Source organism: Verrucomicrobiaceae bacterium (assembly GCA_016713035.1).
In the GTDB taxonomy this organism is placed as follows: domain Bacteria; phylum Verrucomicrobiota; class Verrucomicrobiia; order Verrucomicrobiales; family Verrucomicrobiaceae; genus Prosthecobacter.
In genome coordinates this window covers 501631-518160 of record JADJPW010000004.1, presented here as the reverse complement: position 1 = coordinate 518160, position 16530 = coordinate 501631, and the positions used below count along the sequence as shown (strand labels likewise).

Here is a 16530-nt window from a genome sequence, read left to right as displayed (position 1 = left end):
CCCAACCCACCCACTATCATGCTCAAGAAGATCCTCATCGTCCTAGTTGTGCTCATCGCCGGCCTCATCGCCACCGCCTTGCTGAAATCGCCAGATTTCCGCGTCGAGCGCAGTATCACCGTCGCAGCTCCGCCGGAGGCGGTGTTTGTCTGGTTCAATAGCCACAAAAAGTTCAACGAGTTCAATCCCTGGCTAAAAATGGACCCCGGCTCGAAGGTAGAATATCTCGGGCCTGAAACTGGCGTCGGCTCCGCCTCGACTTGGGAGGGCAAAATGACCGGCAAGGGCAAGGCCACCATCACCGAGAGCAAACCGAACGAACTCATCCGCCTGCGCATGGACTGGCTGGAGCCGATGGAGGGCGTCAGCACCGTGGATTACCTCTTCAAGGCCGATGCCGGCCAAACCACCGTCACCTGGGCCATGTATGGCAAAAACGAAGGCCTCATGCCCAAGCTCGTGAGCCTCTTCATGGACTGCGAGTCCATGTGCGGCACCGAGTTTGAAAAAGGTCTCGCCGAGATGGCAAAGCTCGTCGCCACGCCAAAGTGAAGCCATGAAAAAGCCATCCACTGCATCCTCCACCGCCAGCGGCGGAAGGCACCGCATCTTTTCCACCAGCTTTGCGAGCGTGTATCCGCTCTACATCGCCAAGGCGGAGAGGAAGGGGCGCACCAAAGCGGAGGTGGACACGATCATCCGCTGGCTCACCGGCTACAGCCCGCAGCAGCTTGATGCAGTGCTAGCCGCGCAGAGTGACTTTGAGACTTTTTTCGCCCAAGCTCCGCAAATGAACCCGCAGCGCAGTTTGATCACGGGTAGCGTCTGCGGCGTGAGAGTGGAAGAAATCGCTGACCCGCTGATGCGTGATCTGCGCTATCTCGACAAACTCATGGATGAACTGGCCAAAGGAAAGGCCTTGGAAAAAATCCTGCGTCACCAGCCATGAACACGGAACCGAAAGACTGCATCCTGCTCTCCAAATAACCATGCCCAGCCACACCATCACCCTTCATCGCGTGCTCAAAGCGAAGCCCGAGATCGTTTACAAAGCCTTCCTCGATCCCGATGCTCTTTCTCGCTGGCTGCCGCCGAATGGCTTTCTGTGCAAAGTCTTCCATCTCGAGCCAAAAGTCGGCGGCACTTTCAAGATGGCCTTCACCCAGTTCAGCAGCGGCCACACGCATTCTTTTGGAGGCGAATACCTCGAACTCGTGCCGAACGAACTCCTCCGCTACACCGATGTCTTTGATGACCCGAACCTGCCCGGCACCATCGAAGTCACCGTGAAGCTCAAAGCCGTCTCCTGCGGCACCGAGCTCAGCGTCACGCAGGCCGGCGTTCCCGAAGTGATCCCGGCAGAGATGTGCTACCTCGGCTGGCAGGAGTCGCTGCAGCATCTCGCGATGCTCGTCGAAGGCGGACCGCCTGCTGAGGCATAACCCCATGAACCAGCACGCCGAGCATGAGGCGCTGGTCTGGCCCCGTGCGATGCGGAGCGGGAGTTTCTGCAAGGCCAGACAGTGCATGCTGACACTACGGCGCTTTCTAACCAGGCATGATTCATCAGAGGCAGCTAGGCTCGGTGAGCTTACTTTGTCCTGAACTCGTAACTGCTGACAAGCGCATGGATGAACTCCCGCATAGCGAGTTTCTTCTTCCCGGCCTTCGCTAACATATCATCCACCAGCGGCTCATCGCGAAAGCCGAGCGGTCTTCCCAGAGCGAACTCGATCAAGGCTTCACTGAAGCTGCGGGCGAAGGCGTCGGACTTGCTGGCGATGATGTTTCGCAGCTCGAAGTAGTCTTTAAACGCGGGGCCTTTGTGGAAGGCCGCGGCGGAGTCGATGGTCCAGGTCTTCTTGCTCTTGGGGTCGGGTTTGCCGTTGGCGTCGAGGGCGGTGTAGCTGTCTTCGGTGCGCCATTGGCCGGCGGCGTCGAAGTTTTCGAGGCCAAAGCCGATGGGGTCGATTTTGCGATGGCAACTAGCGCACTGCGGGTCCTCCTGATGCGCGAGGAGTCTCTCGTGCGTGGTGAGCACTTTGCCCGCGAGGCGTGTGATGGCAGGCACGTTTGCAGGAGCGGGCGGCGGCGGGTCGTGCAGGAGCTTGCGCAGTACCCAGGCGCCGCGCTCGACGGGGCTGGTGCGTTCGCCATTGCCGCCCATGAAATGAATGGCTGCCATGCCCAGCAGGCCGCCGCGCGGCGAGTCCTTCGGCAGCGACACTTTCTCGTAGCCTTCGCCCTTCACGCCGGGGATGCCGTAGTAGTGAGCGAGCACGCGATTGATGACGACGTAGTCGCTTTTCAAAAGATCACGCAGGCTGGCGTTGTGCTTCAAGATGTGCGCGATGGTCTCATGGATCTCGCCTTTGGCCGCGACCTTCGTGCCGGAGTCAAAACGCGGATACAGCGCGCGATTCACCTCAAAGAAGTCGATGCGATCCAGGCCGAGCCATTGATGGACAAAGGCCGTCAAAAAGCCCTCCGAGCGCGGATCATTGAGCAAGCGCTCGGTTTGAGCGGCGAGCACTTCGGGCTTCGAGAGATCGCTTTTACGCAGCTCGGTATCTGGCGGAGCACTCCAGAGGAAATACGAGAGCCGTGTGGCGAGTTCGGGCGCGGTGAGCGGCCTACGTTTGTCATCGGGCGAAGGCTCCGCGAGGTAGAGAAACATCGGCGAGGCCAAAACGACCGCGAGTGTGTCCTTCAGCGCGGCCACGGGCTTGTCACCGGCTTTGCGGCGCACGTCGTAAAGGCTCATCAAGCGATCCACATAGTCTGACGGCGGCGTGGTGCCGCGAAAGGCCTCGGTGGCGAAGCGCTCGAAGGCAGCGCGGAGCTCAGTAGCGGCGGGTGCGGGCGATTTGTCATCGAGCGGCAGCTTCAGGGCGGCAAAACCGGGCGGCACGGGCTTGGTGGCATTCGGCACGCGCTCTACTTCGATCCAGTCCACCCATAGCGCCAGGCTCGGGGCCGATGCCGTTGCGTTTCACGGCTTCGGCACGCTTGCGATTGCCTTCTTCGTTGGTGTCCCAACTGCCTTTCTCGCGGAAGAAAAGCGAGCGGTTCTCTCGAGTCAGGTTGCCACGCGTCAGGGAGAGCGGAATCTCGATGGTCTGAGGTTGCTCGATGGTCCCGGTGATCTCGTAAGTGTTCAGCACCTTGCCTGTGCGGGCATGGATGCCGAAGTCGAGGAAGCGACGCTCTGCAGGTGTATCCTTCACGGCCGCTGCTCGCACGCGGACGATGTAATCTCCCACCGGCCAGTCAAAAGGCACCAGCAGCTCGATGTAGTTCACGTTCAGCTCCGCTGGATGTCGCGTCTGCGTGCCGAGGTAGGCCCCGCGATCCACATCCGGCATCTGCGTGTAATACTCGTGATACTTCAACCAGCCCGCTCCGAGCGAATCATTCGCGAGATCGGCATCGTTCTCGCCTTTCTTATCAAAGCCAAACGTGCGCGGATTCGGGGCACCAGGGATGCGTGCCCACTCGCGGCGGAGGCGTGATTCGCTATTTTTCACCTCCTCGCGGATCTTCGCGACGATCTCCTTGTTCTCCGGCTTCGCCATGGCCTCATCGACTGCCTTCACCCACTTCTGCGCACGCTCGCGGGCATCGATTTGATACTTCACGAAGTCTTTCACCTTCGGCGTCGTCGTTTCGGCCTCGTAGTGCAGCTTCTTTGTGACACTCGCCGCCGTTTGCCACGCAAAAGCCTCCTCCAGCGCCTCGCGACCGAGCGCCTGATACTGCTCGATCTGGTTTGCCGACATGAAAAGGTTCGAGCCTACGGTATCAAAGGCCCCAGAGCCACCATCTGGCGGCAGCTCCGCCACATTGATCTCCACGCCGAGCAGTTCCCGCAGCGTGTTTTTGTATTCGCGACGATTCAGCCGCCGCATCGTGATCACGCCCTTTTGATCGCCCAGCGTCCTTCGGGCCGCGACCATCACATTCGCCAGATCATCGAGGAAATCCGCCTTTGCAGCACTCGAGGGCTGTTTCTCGTCTTCTGGCGGCATATCGCCCGAATTCATCGCATTGAGCACCTTCTGCCACTTTTCGGCGATTTCGACATTCGTGATCGCTACCGGCAGATCATCGACGCGGAACTTTCCTTTCTGCTTTTCCGGCCCATGGCAGCTCACGCAGTGCTCTTGGAAAAGGGCACGATGTTTTTCTGGCATCGCCGGATCGGCAGCGAGGAGCGATTCAGCAGTGAAAATGGCGAGAAGGAGAGCGCGGAGCATTGGGGAGCATTAGTTGAGTAGCAGATGAAACACACGCAGCGCATGGCCGGTGGATCTGGCATCGGTTGGCGCGATGATACGGACCTTTGCCATGTGGCTGCCAGGTGGGAGGCTGTCGTCTAGGATGAGTGCCCAGGGTAGATGCAAGCCACTGCTCCACTGCGTGAAGGTATTGGATTGCCGAAACTCGCCGCCATCGATGCTGCACTCGATGATCCCAGCATCTGGCCCAGCGGCGATGAAGAGACCGCAGCCAGTGCCGGTGAAGCTGAACTCAAACGCTGCGCCAGACTGCGTAGCGACAAGAGCGGGCACATCGACAAAACCAGCTCGCGTGCCTTTTTTATCCGTGGGCCTCCACGCGGGCTCCAGCGTGAATCCTTGGAGGTTCTTTGCCTCCGCGATGTTGCCGAGGCGGCCTTTGGCATAGCTTTGCGCATCGATCATGGCTGGCAGAGCGTGCGGTTTTGCGGCATCGGCCAGCGGTTTGGCAAAAGCGGCATCGAGCATGCGGGCGACGCTGTTGGCGTAGAGCTGATGACCAAAGGCGGAGGGATGCAGGCCTTTAAAGTCCCTGTCCCAGGTGAATTCTCCTGCGTCGATGCGGTCGGTGACTTCGAGTGAGAGATTCAGCGATGGATTCTCATACGCCACGGCCACTTTTTCATGCTGTGCGATGGAGGTGGGCACCTTGCCCTTATGGTAGTCGTCCATGTGCGGTGGCATGACAAAGTGGAGCTGCACGATGTCGGTGAGTGGGCTGACACTGCGCATGTGGCGCACCACGCCCTCCATGCCGCGCAGCATCTGATCGGGTAGGGTGGGGATGTTCGAGCTGTCGTTCACCGCCGCTTCGACAAAGAGCAGATCGACCGGCCCTTTTGACAGCACATCGCGCTCCAGTCGGAACGCATGTGGCACAGAGCCCATCGAGCCGATGCCAGCGTTGATGAAATCGAATTTCGTGTCTGGGAATTTTCTGGTGAGGTAGTCGCAGGTGTGCTGCCGCCAGGCTCCGCCTGCCGTGATGGACCCACCGAGGAAAATCACCCGACCGCTCTTTTCCTGCGAGAATTTGCGCTGGCAGTTCGCCAAGCCGCCTCGCAGTTCATAGTAATCATGTCCCTTCGGTAATTTCGCGGGATCGTAGGTCGTCTGGGCGCTGAGAAACGAGCTCAGCAGGAGGTAAAGGACAGACAGGGATTTCATGGGGCGACAACAAACGTGTGTGCATGGCGATTTTCTCGCCAGCGGACCTGTTTGGCTGCATTGCTTGTTCGATTCGGTGGGATCTGGTTCGATTTGGACGTGGGAGTGAGGCGCTACACTTACCGTTTGCTGACAAATCGACAGCGTATGCTTGATCTGCTGCTGACAGACCTGGATAGGATGAGCGAATGAGAACTCACTACGCTCTGCTGTTTGCCCTGCTGCCCCATTTTTTGATCGCTGCTGTGTCGGATGAAAAGCCGAAGGGCGGAGGCAAAGGCGGCGGGAATGGCGGAGCAGGGCAGGGCGGGCAGGTGGAGCCAGCGGTGGTGCCACCGTATTTATTCAATGTGTGGCTGTGCAGGCCAGGGGCAGACTCCGTGACGGTCAGTATGCTGGCGTGGGAGGCAATGGAGGCTTTCATCGAGTATGGTGATGGATTGAAGACGCCAGCGCTGAAGCTGAAGGCTGGCGAGCCTCAAAACATCGTGCTCGACGGTTTGAAGCCCGACACGGCTTACAACTACCGGCTGACTTATCGCCGCGCGGGTGGCGAGGCGGTGCAGGATGTGATGCGCAGCTTTCACACGCAGCGGAAGGCTGGGCAGAGCTTTTCCTTTGTCGTGCAGGCAGACTCACATCTCGATAACAACACCGATGTCCGCGTTTACCAGCAATCCCTGGCCAATATGCTCGCGGAGAAGCCGGACTTCATGATCGACCTGGGCGATACGACGATGGTGGACAAGTTTGGCAAATTCTTCCGCCGCTCCGAGTCGCAGTACAAGGCGCAGCGCTACTACATGGGCCGCATCGCGCATAGTGTGCCGGTTTTCATGGTGCTGGGGAACCACGACGGCGAGCGCGGCAGTGACCCTGAGATGTCTGAATGGTCACTGGGCATGCGGCACACCTATTTCCCGAATCCCACCGATGGAAATGATAAGCATAGCTACTTCGCTTTTGAGTGGGGGAGCGCACTTTTCATCGGCCTGGACCCTTTTTGGGCCACGATGCAGCGTGGAGCCTCTGGGTGGGACATGACTCTGGGTGAGAAGCAGTATCGCTGGCTGGAAAAGACTCTCGCGAGCAGCAAGGCGGCGATGCGCTTTGTCTTCATCCATCACCTCGTCGGCGGCCTGGGCCGTGATGTGCGCGGCGGGGCCAAACCTGCCGCCTACATGGAATGGGGCGGCAAAAACGCCGACGGTAGCGAGGGCTTCACACAAAACCGCCCTGGCTGGGAAATGCCGCTGCATCAGCTCTTCAAGAAGCATGGCGTGAACATCGTCTTCCACGGGCATGACCATCTATTCGTCAAAGAGGTGCCACAGCCTGGTCACCCCAGCGGCGGCACTCGCAGCGCTGAGGAGTATGGCTACGGCGGTGTCATCCTCGGCAGCAGCGGACATCTGCGAGTCAGCGTCTCAGCGAGCGAGGCCAAAGTGGACTACGTGCGCAGCATCGTGCCCGGTGTGACGCGATCCGATCTGGAAAATGGAGCGGTGGAGCACAGCTACACGATCACGAAGCCGTAGTTCAGCAGGTGGTTTTCAATGCGGCGATTTTTTCGACGCCGGTGCTGGATGTGATTTACCGGGCCAGAGCACGCAGCACTTCTAGCGCCTTGGTTTCAAAGAGCCTTTGCCACTCTGGGGCGACGATGACATCGCAGTCCTCCTGAGCATAGCCGCTGTTTCGCCGTTGCTGCTCGGTGGCGGTGTACCAGATGTAGCCGTTCGTGTAACCAGAGACATGGGCGTTGGCATCCTGCGCAGCTTTTTTGATGTTTAGGCCCACCTGCACAGTGATTTCACCGGGGAAGGTGACGATCTTGAATGCACCCACTCGCAGGCCGCAGACTTCGGCGTCTAGCGTGAGGCTGTTTGCAGCTTTGGTCTCGGCGAGGTGTTTTTTCAGCAAAGCGAGGTTGGCATTCAGTCGCGTGAGTTTTTCCATGATGGCGACGTTGCCGAGATAGGCCTCCACGAGCGCTTTGTTGTCAGCATCGAGCTGCTGGAGCGGCTTGGCGTTGTCGAGATAGCCCTGGGCGTAGTGTGAGGGTGTTTCGGGCCATAATTTGTGCTGCATGAGCAGCGGGAGGAAGGTCTTGAAATTGATGTTCGTGGTCTTCAGGGCCGCGACGAGGGCTTTTTGCTCGGTTTCGATGTTCGAGATGCGTTTTTCGAAATCTGCGGCTCGGGGCAGTGGGAGCACTTCGCGGCTGATTTTCAGTGTGGCGTCGTTTTGCGGCTCAAATCGACGCAGAGCGGCCAAAACGCTCGCTCCGAGCATGGTGCCGAGTGGCTCGGCATCCGCGGGGCGGCTGACCTCTTTGTAATGCACCGGATTGATGTCTCCGCCGCAACCTTGGACAAAGAAGGCCATCGCGCCGGTGGCTTCTTCGATGACCTTGGAGGCAAAACCGGGATAGTCCGCCGAGTTGCCCTTGCTCGGAGGGTTCATGATCGGATGGCAGGAGAACTGATACACGACCGCAAAAGGGGAGCCGTCTTTTTTGCGATCCAGCCGCAGGAGGCCGATCTGCGGATCGATCGGCCCTGTGCTGAGCACGTCTTCATCACGCGGCATCGAGTAGGCGCGGCGCATGTCGATCTGCGTGCCATCTTTGAGGAACATGCGGCGGTTTTCGCTGATGCGGCTCTCATTACCGGTCCCCGCGCTCACTTTGACCGGAACGAGGCTCTTCGCGGCATCTTTGACGGCTTGGACGACGAGCTGCTGCAAATCATTTCGAACGATGCCGTGGCAGTGGCTGGCATTGATGATGACCTCGTCGGCGATGCCGCTGAGTTCCTTCCGCACATTCGAGAGGAAGCCATTGCCGATGCGTCCGATGCCTCCGATGGCCACCGCATCTACGGTGATGAGCACAGCGGTCGTTTGATCGCTCTTTAAAACGAGTGCTTTGGCAAAACACGGATCATTCACCGGCACGGTGCGGTCGGTGATGTCCATTTTCGCGATGCCTGCGAGGATTTCGGCATGTAGCGGCAGTGTGAGGAGGAGAGAAAAGAGCAAGAACTTCATGGCTTTCCCACCAAACGACGATGGGAGCAGGGTTTCAGCCGCGTTCTTTGGAACCACCGCATGGAAATACCCCTTTCTCCCCTCGATTTTGCTCGCCGTGCGCGGCGTCTTTACCCGGACCGCGAAGCTCTCGTCGATGGTGCGCTGCGCCTGACCTACGAGCAGTTCTTTGAGCGCTGTGACCGCTGGTCTGCTGCGCTGCAATCACTGGGCGTGCGGCAGGGTGACCGCGTGGCGCTGATCTCGCCCAACACGCACTCGCATTTGGAGGGCTACTACGCTGTGCCGCAAATCGGCGCCGTGACAGTGCCGATCAATTTCCGGCTCACCGCACACGATTTCGCCTTCATCCTCAAGCACAGCGGTGCGCGGGTGGTCTGCGCCCATGCGGACTACCTGGATGCGGTGGATCGCATTCGAGCCGAGGTGCCCAGTGTAGAGCACTTTGTGGCGCTGGAGGGCGAGAAAGCTGGGTGGCTAGACTACGAGGCGCTGATCGCTGCTGCTTCACCGGTCTTTGAAATCGCAGCCATCGCCGAGACGGACATGATCTCGCTCAACTACACCAGCGGCACCACGGCGAATCCGAAAGGCGTGATGGTCACGCACCGAAATACCGCACTCAACATCATGGGTCATCTCATGCACACGCAGATCACCAGCGCGGATCGCTACCTCTGGGTGTTGCCGATGTTTCACGCCAATGGATGGTGCTTCACCTGGACGATCACGGCCGTGGGTGCCAAGCACATCTGCCTGCGCAAAGCCGACCCGAAGGCGATCTTTGAAACCATCGCCCGAGAAGGGATCACACTGCTCTGTGCGGCCCCCACGATTCTCATCAGCATCGCCAATGCGCCGGAGGAGTTGCGACGCACTGCTCCGAGGGGTGTGCGTGTTTTCACCGCAGGTGCGCCACCCGCTGCGGCCACCATTGAGCGCATCGAAGGCGAGCTAGGCTGGGAGATTATCCATGTGTATGGCCTCACAGAGGTCTCACCCATCGTCACGATCAGTGAGCCACGGCCAGAGCATGAAACGCTGGACCCCACAGCCCGTGCCCGCGTGAAATCACGCCAGGGCGTGGAGTATCTCGGCAATGCGGAAGTCCGCGTCGTCGATGACGAAGGCTGCGAAGTGCCGAAGGACGGCTGCACGCTCGGCGAGATCATCATCCGTGGGAATGCGGTGATGGCAGGCTACTACAACGATCTGGCAGCTACCGCGAAGGCCATCCGCGATGGATGGTTTTATAGTGGTGATGCTGCTGTGGTGCATGCGGATGGCTACATCGAGATCCGCGACCGCTGGAAGGACATCATCATCAGCGGTGGGGAAAATATCTCTTCCGTCGAGATCGAGGGCACGCTGCTCCGGCATCCAGCGATTCAAGAAGTCGCTGTCGTCGGCCTGCCGCATAAAAAGTGGGGCGAAACGCCGCAGGCCTTCGTCGTGCTGAAACCAGGTGCGACGACGACCGAGGCAGAGCTGCGCCTGTTCTGTCGGGATCATTTAGCGCACTTCAAAGTGCCGCATGGCTTCGACTTCATCACCGAGCTCCCCAAAACCGCCACCGGCAAAATCCAGAAGTATGTCCTGCGTGGCGGCCGAGCAAACATCGCGGCGCAGTAAACTACACGGCCTGCGGATCAGGTCTTGACTCAAGTGTGGCGGACATGATTCAATAGGAGACCATCATGAAAAATAAATTCCTCCCGTTTATTCTGTTCGGTATTCTCGGTGCATTCTCAGGCATCGAGGCACAGCAGCCAGACAAGGCCGCCCAGGCAGAGATCGCCAAAAAATATCCTTCACTTCGCCTTCAGATCAAAGTGGGGAAGCGCAATAAGCCGGTCCAAGGATCAAGCTTCATGAAAATCATGACGATGACGCCAGAGGTCGTAGTCGAGAGTGCATCCACGCAGCCGATTGCGGCCATGTCAGCCACTTTTCTGCTCATCACGATGGAAACAGAGTCCAAATACAGGCGCGGTGACGAGCTGCTCACCGTGGCTACAAATGAAAGTCTGGAAATCCCCGCTGTGCCGAAAGGCGTGCGGCGGAATTTTGAATTCGCCCCGCTGGAGTCACGCTACGACTCCGATCGTGATGCCACGAACGTCGGCGGACAGGTGTACAAATACTACATCGCGGCGGTGTTTGCCGACGACAAGAAGCTCCTCCACTTTGAGACGAATTGTCCAGAGCTCGATAAGCACCTCAAAGCGCACCCCGAGCTGAGGGAGAAATTTCTGGCCATGAAACCTGAGCAGACTTTTCGCACGCGTTTCCAGTGAGTGCGGCTACCTCCACGCGCCGCGTTGTGCTGGCGAGCTTCATCGGCACCACCATCGAGTGGTATGACTTCTTTCTTTATGTCACGGCGTCCGCGTTGGTGTTCGGAAAGCTGTTTTTCACGCAGATGGACCCACTGGCAGCGACGATGGCTTCCTTTGCCACGAATGCGGTCGGATTCTTCGCTCGGCCGCTCGGAGGCATCGTTTTCGGTCACTACGGGGACAAGCTAGGGCGCAAGTCGATGCTCGTCACCACGCTCATGATGATGGGGCTTGCGACCTTCGCCATCGGGCTGCTGCCCACATATGATCAGGCAGGCATCCTCGCCCCAGTGCTGCTGGTGGCGCTGCGCTTTATTCAAGGGCTAGGTGTCGGTGGTGAGTGGGGTGGCGCGGTATTGATGGCCGTGGAGCATGGGAAGGCTGGGCAGCGTGGTTTTTTAGCTAGCTGGGTGCAGGCTGGGGTGCCTATCGGATTGCTCATCGCGACGGGTGTGTTTCGCACGCTTTCATCGGTCATCCCGGAGGAGTCCTTCCTCGCTTGGGGGTGGCGTATCCCATTCTTGATCGGCATTTTGCTCCTCGGCGTCGGCATGTTTATCCGCCTGCGCATTCTGGAGAGCCCGGTCTTCACAGAGGCCAAAAAAGCCAATGCTACGACGGAAATGCCGATCCTGGAGGTCATCCGCCGCTATCCGCGCAATGTGCTGCTGGCGATGGGGGCACGCTTTGGTGAGAATGCCTTCTTTTACATCGTCACGGCCTTTGTCCTCACCTATGCCACGCAGCAGGCAGGCTTCTCGAAGGATCAAGTGCTCCAGGCGGTGCTCATCGGCTCTGCGGTGCAGTTTTTCGCTATTCCGTTCTTCGGTTGGCTATCGGATCGCATCGGTCGGCGGCCCGTGTACATCGGCGGGGCTGTTTTGATCATCGCTTTTGCCTTTCCCTTCTTTTGGCTCATCGACACGCGTTCTACCGCTGCGCTTGCTGTTGCAGTGACGAGTGGGCTCATCATTCACAGTGCGTTGTATGGACCGCAGGCGGCGTTTTTCAGTGAGCTCTTCGGCACGCGGGTGCGATACAGCGGTGCATCACTCGGTTATCAGCTCGCCTCACCGATGGCGGGCGGGCTCGCGCCACTCATCGCCACGGCGCTGCTGGCACAATCGGGCGGGAAGCCATGGCCGGTAGCGCTATACCTCATCGGCATGGCCGCAGTCTCGATCCTTTCGGTGTTTTTCGCCGAAGAAACGAATCGCAAGTCACTGGAGCAAGACTGACTCAGCGCTCCACCGCCATCGCGATGCCCATGCCACCGCCGATGCACAGACTAGCAATGCCACGCTGATAGCCTGCGTCCTCCATCAGGTGTAGCAGCGTCACCAGCACCCGCGCACCACTAGCGCCGATGGGGTGGCCTAGTGCGATGGCACCACCGCGCTGATTGAGCCGCTCTACATCGAGTCTCAGCTCCTTGGCGCAGCCCAGCGTCTGCACAGCGAAGGCTTCATTGATTTCCACAGCATCGACCTCATCGAGCCGCCAGCCTGTTTTTGCCAAAACGGCCGAAATAGCTCCCACGGGCCCCAAACCCATCAAAGCCGGATCACAGCCCACAGCCGCTGTCGCGACGATTTTCGCCCGTGGAGTCATGGAGGCTGATTCTGGCCCCAAAACGACCCATGCGGCCCCATCATTGATCCCAGAGGCATTTCCGGCCGTCACGGTGCCGTCTTTGCGGAAGGCGGCCTTGAGCTTCGCGAGCGATTCGGCGGTCGTATCGGCACGCGGGTGCTCATCACGGCTCAAACCGGCCACAGGGATGATCTCGCGGCTGAAATCCGCCTCACTCACTCGCAGCTGACTGCGTGCGGCGAACGCATCCTGCTCTGTCCTTGTGATGCCGAGCTTGTCCGCGATACGCTCCGCCGTCTCGCCCATGCCGATGTGCAGCAGCGGGTCACTCAGTCCATCGACAAAGAGTGCATCCTTCAGCGCCGCATCACCGAGCTTCCGCCCCCAGCGCTGATCCATTGCATAGTGCGGAGCGCGGCTCATCAACTCCACGCCGCCAGCCAGAATGAAGTCACTTTCACCGCTGGCCACCGCTGCTGCGCCTAGACCCACAGCTTTCAGGGATGAGCCGCAAGCCATGTTGATCGTGTATACGCAGGCACCTCCTGCGGCAAACCCAGCTTCAGACTCACTTGGCGTGCCACATTCATGCCGCAGCCCGCTTGCAACACCTGACCGAGGATGACTTGGTCGATTTTCGCGTCGATGTGCATGCTCATTGCCAGCTCGGTGGCCAGATCTGCTGCGTGCAGGTCTTTCAATGCCCCACCGAATTTGCCAATGGCCGTGCGCTTTGCGTCGTAGATGAATACAGGTCTCATAAAGATATGGGGGGCTAGAAGGACATCATGGCCCGCCATCCAGTGGATGGCAAAGTAAGTGATTCACTCCATCAACAGCGGGCGGAATTCCATCTGGTCGAGCACATCACGCTGCAAATCGAATCCAGGCGTCACCTCGACCAATCGCAGCCCCTGCGTCGTCAGCTCAAAGACCGCACGCTCCGTCACATACAGCACCTGCTGTCCGCGTGCGATGGCGGATGGCCCGTGAAAGCACACATGCTGCGTGCTGCGCACGAACTTGGCATTCCCTTGGCCAGAAAGGTGCAGCAAAACACGACCTTTCGTGCAGCGTGGCTGATATTCACGAAGCCGCCTACACCGGAGAACCGGCCTGCAAAGCTCGCCACATTCACACTACCCTCTGCGTCGATCTCCACTGCGCCTAGCACCGCGATGTCGAGCCCGCCACCGTCGTAAAAGTCAAATTGCGATGGCTGATCCGTCACCGCCTCTGGGAAGTGGCTGCACCCGAAATCCAGCCCGCCTGCCGGCACGCCACCGCTCGGGCCGCTCTCGACGGTGAGCGTGAATTCACTCAGTCGCCCCGTTTCCGCCGCCACGGCAGCGACCGTTTCGGGCAGGCCGATACCGAGATTCACCACATGGCCTCGTTTGATCTCGCGCAGTGCCCGTGTGCCGATGCGCTTGCGGTCACTATCACTCATCGGCGGCAGATCAAAAGCCGCGTTCGAGGTCACGAAGTCCGCATTGAACACCGTCGCGAAAGTCTGATCATGCTGCACTCCACCACTCGGCACGATGTAGTCCACCAGGATGCCTGGCACACGCACCGATTTCGGATCTGGCAGCGCATCCACCACGCTCTCCACCTGCGCGATCACGATCCCGCCGTGATTCTTTGCCGCCTGTGCGATTGGTAGGACCTCACTGATCAGCGCCTCATTGGCCATACTCAGATTCCCGCGCCGGTCCGCATACGTCGCCCGGATCAGTCCGACATGGATCGGGATCGACTTGTACCGCAGCCACGTCTGGCCATCTAGCTCCACACGCTCGACCAGTGGCTCCGTCGTCCGTGCATTGAGCCGCCCGCCTGTATGGATGGGGTCGATGAAGGTATTCAGCCCCACCTGAGTGAACAAACCGGGCCGCTTTGCCGCGATCTCACGCGTCAGCACGCTCATGACTCCTTGCGGCAGATTGTAGGCCTCCACTTCATTCGCTAAAGCCAGCGCACCCAGCTTAGGAGCGAGATTCCAGTGTCCACCGACGATGCGCTTGAGCAAGCCTGCATGCGCCAGATGATTCAGCCCACGCTCCAGCTTATCCCCCTGGCCAGCGCAGTAAAACAGCGTCAGATCATTTGGCGTGCCCGTTTTTAAAAAGCGCCGCTCCAGGGCCGCCGTGAGCATTTCAGGGTGCCCTGCACCGACAAAGCCGCCCACCGCCACCGTCTTACCAGATGGGATGGCCGCGACAGCATCATCAGCAGAGGATATGAGGGCAGGGGCTCGCATGAAGCGCGGAGTCTTAGGCGAGTCGTATGGAATATCCACGCAAAGTTCATCGCCCGCCCACTCGCAGCATGGAGGGCAGACCTTCTCAGCCACACTGCGCCTGAAACACTTTCAGCCTTTCCGGTAATTGAAATCCCCGCTCCGCCGCCGAAAGCATCGAGCAGTTATCCAGCCTGCCACGCCCAATCCATCACTCATCACTCCCCGATGCCCCTGCCCATCGACATCCAAGACCTCTTTACCGGCCGCGTGGTCGAGTGGGAGCGTCTGGAGTTCAAGGAAGGCTGGAACCCCGAGGCGGCGCTGCGCACCATCTGCGCCTTCGCGAATGATTTTCATAACTGGGGAGGTGGTTACCTCGTCTTTGGAGTGGAGGAAAAGGATGGGCGTCCCGTTTTGCCGCCGAAGGGCCTAGAGGCCGCGCAGGTGGATGCGATCCAAAAGAAGCTGCTCGAACTCGGCCGCTCCGCGATCCAGCCCTCGTATCATCCTCTGGCCGTGCCGACGACGGTGCAGGGGCAGGCTCATCCTCGCCGTGTGGGCACCCGGCGGACAGGCGCGGCCTTACAAAGCCCGCACCTCGCTCGGCAAAGACGCGAAGGAATGGGCCTGGTTCATCCGCCACGGCTCCTCCACCGTGCAGGCTCGCGGTGCGGACGAGCAGGAGCTGCTCTCGCTCGCCGCGAAGGTGCCCTTTGATGATCGCACGATGCCCTCCGCGAAGGTCACGGAGCTCTCGCGGGAGCTGATCGTGCAGTTTCTTCAGGAGGTGGAGAGCGATCTCGCTGGACCGGCGGCGGACATGCCGATGGAGAAGCTGGCGCAGCAGATGAACCTCGCGGATGGCGCGGGCGAAACCCTCGCGCCGCGAAATGCAGGCCTGCTTTTTTTCCACCCGGAGCCGTGGCGCTTCTTTCCGCAGACGCAGATCGATGTGGTGTGGTTCCCGGATGACACGGGCGGAGATCGCTTTGAGGAAAAGACCTTCCGTGGCCCGCTCGCTCGCATGCTGCGGGAGGCGCTGGACTACATCCGGCGGAATTACCTCAAAGAAATCGTCATCAAGCACGCAGACCGCGCCGAGGCCACTCGTGTGGAAAATTTCCCGTATCCCGCCGTCGAGGAGGCGGTGGTGAACGCCATCTACCATCGCAGCTACGAGGAACGCGAGCCGGTGGAGGTGCGCATCACGCCGCATGAGCTCATCGTGCTGAGTTTCCCCGGCCCGGACCGCAGCATCAGCCTCGACGATCTGCGCCAAGGCCGCGCCGTGTCCCGTCGCTACAGGAACCGACGCGTGGGCGAGTTTTTAAAGGAACTCGACCTCACCGAAGGCCGCGCCACCGGCATCCCGAAAATCCTCCGCGCCATGCAGCGCAACGGCTCCCCGCCCGCCCTCATTGAGAGCGACGAAAGCCGCCTCTCTTTCATGATCCGCCTCCCCGTGCATCCCGAGGCGGCGCATTTGCTGCTGGAGGAAAGCGACCCAGTGACCGTACAAGTCACAGGGCAAGTCACAGGGCAAGTCACAGGGCAAGTCACAGGGCAAGTCACGCCGGAAGTGGAGAAGCTGGTCCTATCACTTATTGATACGATGAGCCGACTTCAGCTCCAGACTGCTTTGGAACTGAGCAGCCGGACTAACTTCGAGGAACGACACCTAAAACCCGCCCTCTCCAGCGGCCTCATCGAAATGACTCGCCCCGACAAACCCAACAGCCGCCTGCAAAAATATCGCCTCACGGACAAAGGCCGCGCCTGGCTGGCTCAGCATCGGCCCAGCAACCTGAAACCTTAAACTTGGAACCTTGAACTGACC

Annotated in this window: 9 protein-coding genes and 4 pseudogenes; 8 read left to right on the top strand and 5 right to left on the bottom strand. The window is 59.6% G+C overall.

The genetic code is table 11. The features are described from left to right. Window positions 1-18 precede the first annotated feature (18 nt). The 3 genes from IPK32_16375 to IPK32_16365 are packed head-to-tail and all read left to right on the top strand — an operon-like array spanning window position 19 to window position 1442. Window positions 19-552, top strand: coding sequence for an SRPBCC family protein (locus tag IPK32_16375; protein MBK8093503.1), 534 nt, complete (start codon window positions 19-21; stop codon window positions 550-552). Between the two features lie 4 nt (window positions 553-556). Beyond that, complete coding sequence (locus tag IPK32_16370; GenBank protein MBK8093502.1) at window positions 557-949, top strand: DUF2200 domain-containing protein; 393 nt, start codon at window positions 557-559, stop codon at window positions 947-949. A 40-nt stretch (window positions 950-989) separates the two neighbouring features. Next, on the top strand, window positions 990-1442 hold the full coding sequence (locus IPK32_16365) for an SRPBCC family protein (protein ID MBK8093501.1): 453 nt from the start codon (window positions 990-992) through the stop codon (window positions 1440-1442). Window positions 1443-1591: 149 nt separating this feature from the next. Here the strand turns inward: IPK32_16365 and IPK32_16360 are convergent. Together IPK32_16360 and IPK32_16355 are read right to left on the bottom strand one after the other, a co-directional pair. Further along, window positions 1592-4256 (bottom strand): annotated as a pseudogene (locus tag IPK32_16360) (DUF1592 domain-containing protein). Between the two features lie 9 nt (window positions 4257-4265). Continuing rightward, a complete protein-coding gene (locus IPK32_16355) occupies window positions 4266-5465 on the bottom strand; it encodes a hypothetical protein (GenBank protein ID MBK8093500.1) in 1200 nt (399 codons plus the stop codon). 188 nt (window positions 5466-5653) lie between these two features. Between IPK32_16355 and IPK32_16350 the strand changes: the two genes are divergently transcribed. Further along, a complete protein-coding gene (locus IPK32_16350; protein ID MBK8093499.1) occupies window positions 5654-7003 on the top strand; it encodes a metallophosphoesterase in 1350 nt (449 codons plus the stop codon). Window positions 7004-7058: 55 nt separating this feature from the next. On the opposite strand, the gene IPK32_16345 is transcribed toward IPK32_16350, so the two are convergent. Continuing rightward, entirely contained in the window at window positions 7059-8444 is a 1386-nt protein-coding gene (locus IPK32_16345; GenBank protein ID MBK8093498.1) for a hypothetical protein, read from the bottom strand. Between the two features lie 132 nt (window positions 8445-8576). On the opposite strand from IPK32_16345, the gene IPK32_16340 reads away from it, so the two are divergent. The 3 genes from IPK32_16340 (at window position 8577) to IPK32_16330 (ending at window position 12093) form a co-directional block, all read left to right on the top strand. Further along, window positions 8577-10148: a long-chain-fatty-acid--CoA ligase gene (locus tag IPK32_16340; GenBank protein ID MBK8093497.1), complete on the top strand. Its 1572-nt coding sequence runs from the start codon at window positions 8577-8579 to the stop codon at window positions 10146-10148. A gap of 65 nt (window positions 10149-10213) precedes the next feature. Continuing rightward, a complete protein-coding gene (locus tag IPK32_16335) occupies window positions 10214-10813 on the top strand; it encodes a hypothetical protein (protein ID MBK8093496.1) in 600 nt (199 codons plus the stop codon). Next, a complete protein-coding gene (locus IPK32_16330; protein MBK8093495.1) occupies window positions 10810-12093 on the top strand; it encodes an MHS family MFS transporter in 1284 nt (427 codons plus the stop codon). The genes IPK32_16335 and IPK32_16330 overlap by 4 nt, the downstream gene beginning before the upstream one ends. A gap of 1 nt (window position 12094) precedes the next feature. Here the strand turns inward: IPK32_16330 and IPK32_16325 are convergent. Then, window positions 12095-13209 (bottom strand): annotated as a pseudogene (locus IPK32_16325) (thiolase family protein). Between the two features lie 63 nt (window positions 13210-13272). Then, a pseudogene (locus tag IPK32_16320) lies at window positions 13273-14711 on the bottom strand (malonate decarboxylase subunit alpha). A gap of 207 nt (window positions 14712-14918) precedes the next feature. Between IPK32_16320 and IPK32_16315 the strand changes: the two are divergent. Next, window positions 14919-16509 (top strand): annotated as a pseudogene (locus IPK32_16315) (putative DNA binding domain-containing protein). Window positions 16510-16530: the final 21 nt, after the last annotated feature.

Coding starts and splice junctions, on each gene's coding strand:
- IPK32_16375 (MBK8093503.1), top strand. CDS start 19: ATGCTCAAGAAGATCCTCATCGTCCTAGTTGTGCTCATCGCCGGCCTC.
- IPK32_16370 (MBK8093502.1), top strand. CDS start 557: ATGAAAAAGCCATCCACTGCATCCTCCACCGCCAGCGGCGGAAGGCAC.
- IPK32_16365 (MBK8093501.1), top strand. CDS start 990: ATGCCCAGCCACACCATCACCCTTCATCGCGTGCTCAAAGCGAAGCCC.
- IPK32_16355 (MBK8093500.1), bottom strand. CDS start 5,465: ATGAAATCCCTGTCTGTCCTTTACCTCCTGCTGAGCTCGTTTCTCAGC.
- IPK32_16350 (MBK8093499.1), top strand. CDS start 5,654: ATGAGAACTCACTACGCTCTGCTGTTTGCCCTGCTGCCCCATTTTTTG.
- IPK32_16345 (MBK8093498.1), bottom strand. CDS start 8,444: ATGGACATCACCGACCGCACCGTGCCGGTGAATGATCCGTGTTTTGCC.
- IPK32_16340 (MBK8093497.1), top strand. CDS start 8,577: ATGGAAATACCCCTTTCTCCCCTCGATTTTGCTCGCCGTGCGCGGCGT.
- IPK32_16335 (MBK8093496.1), top strand. CDS start 10,214: ATGAAAAATAAATTCCTCCCGTTTATTCTGTTCGGTATTCTCGGTGCA.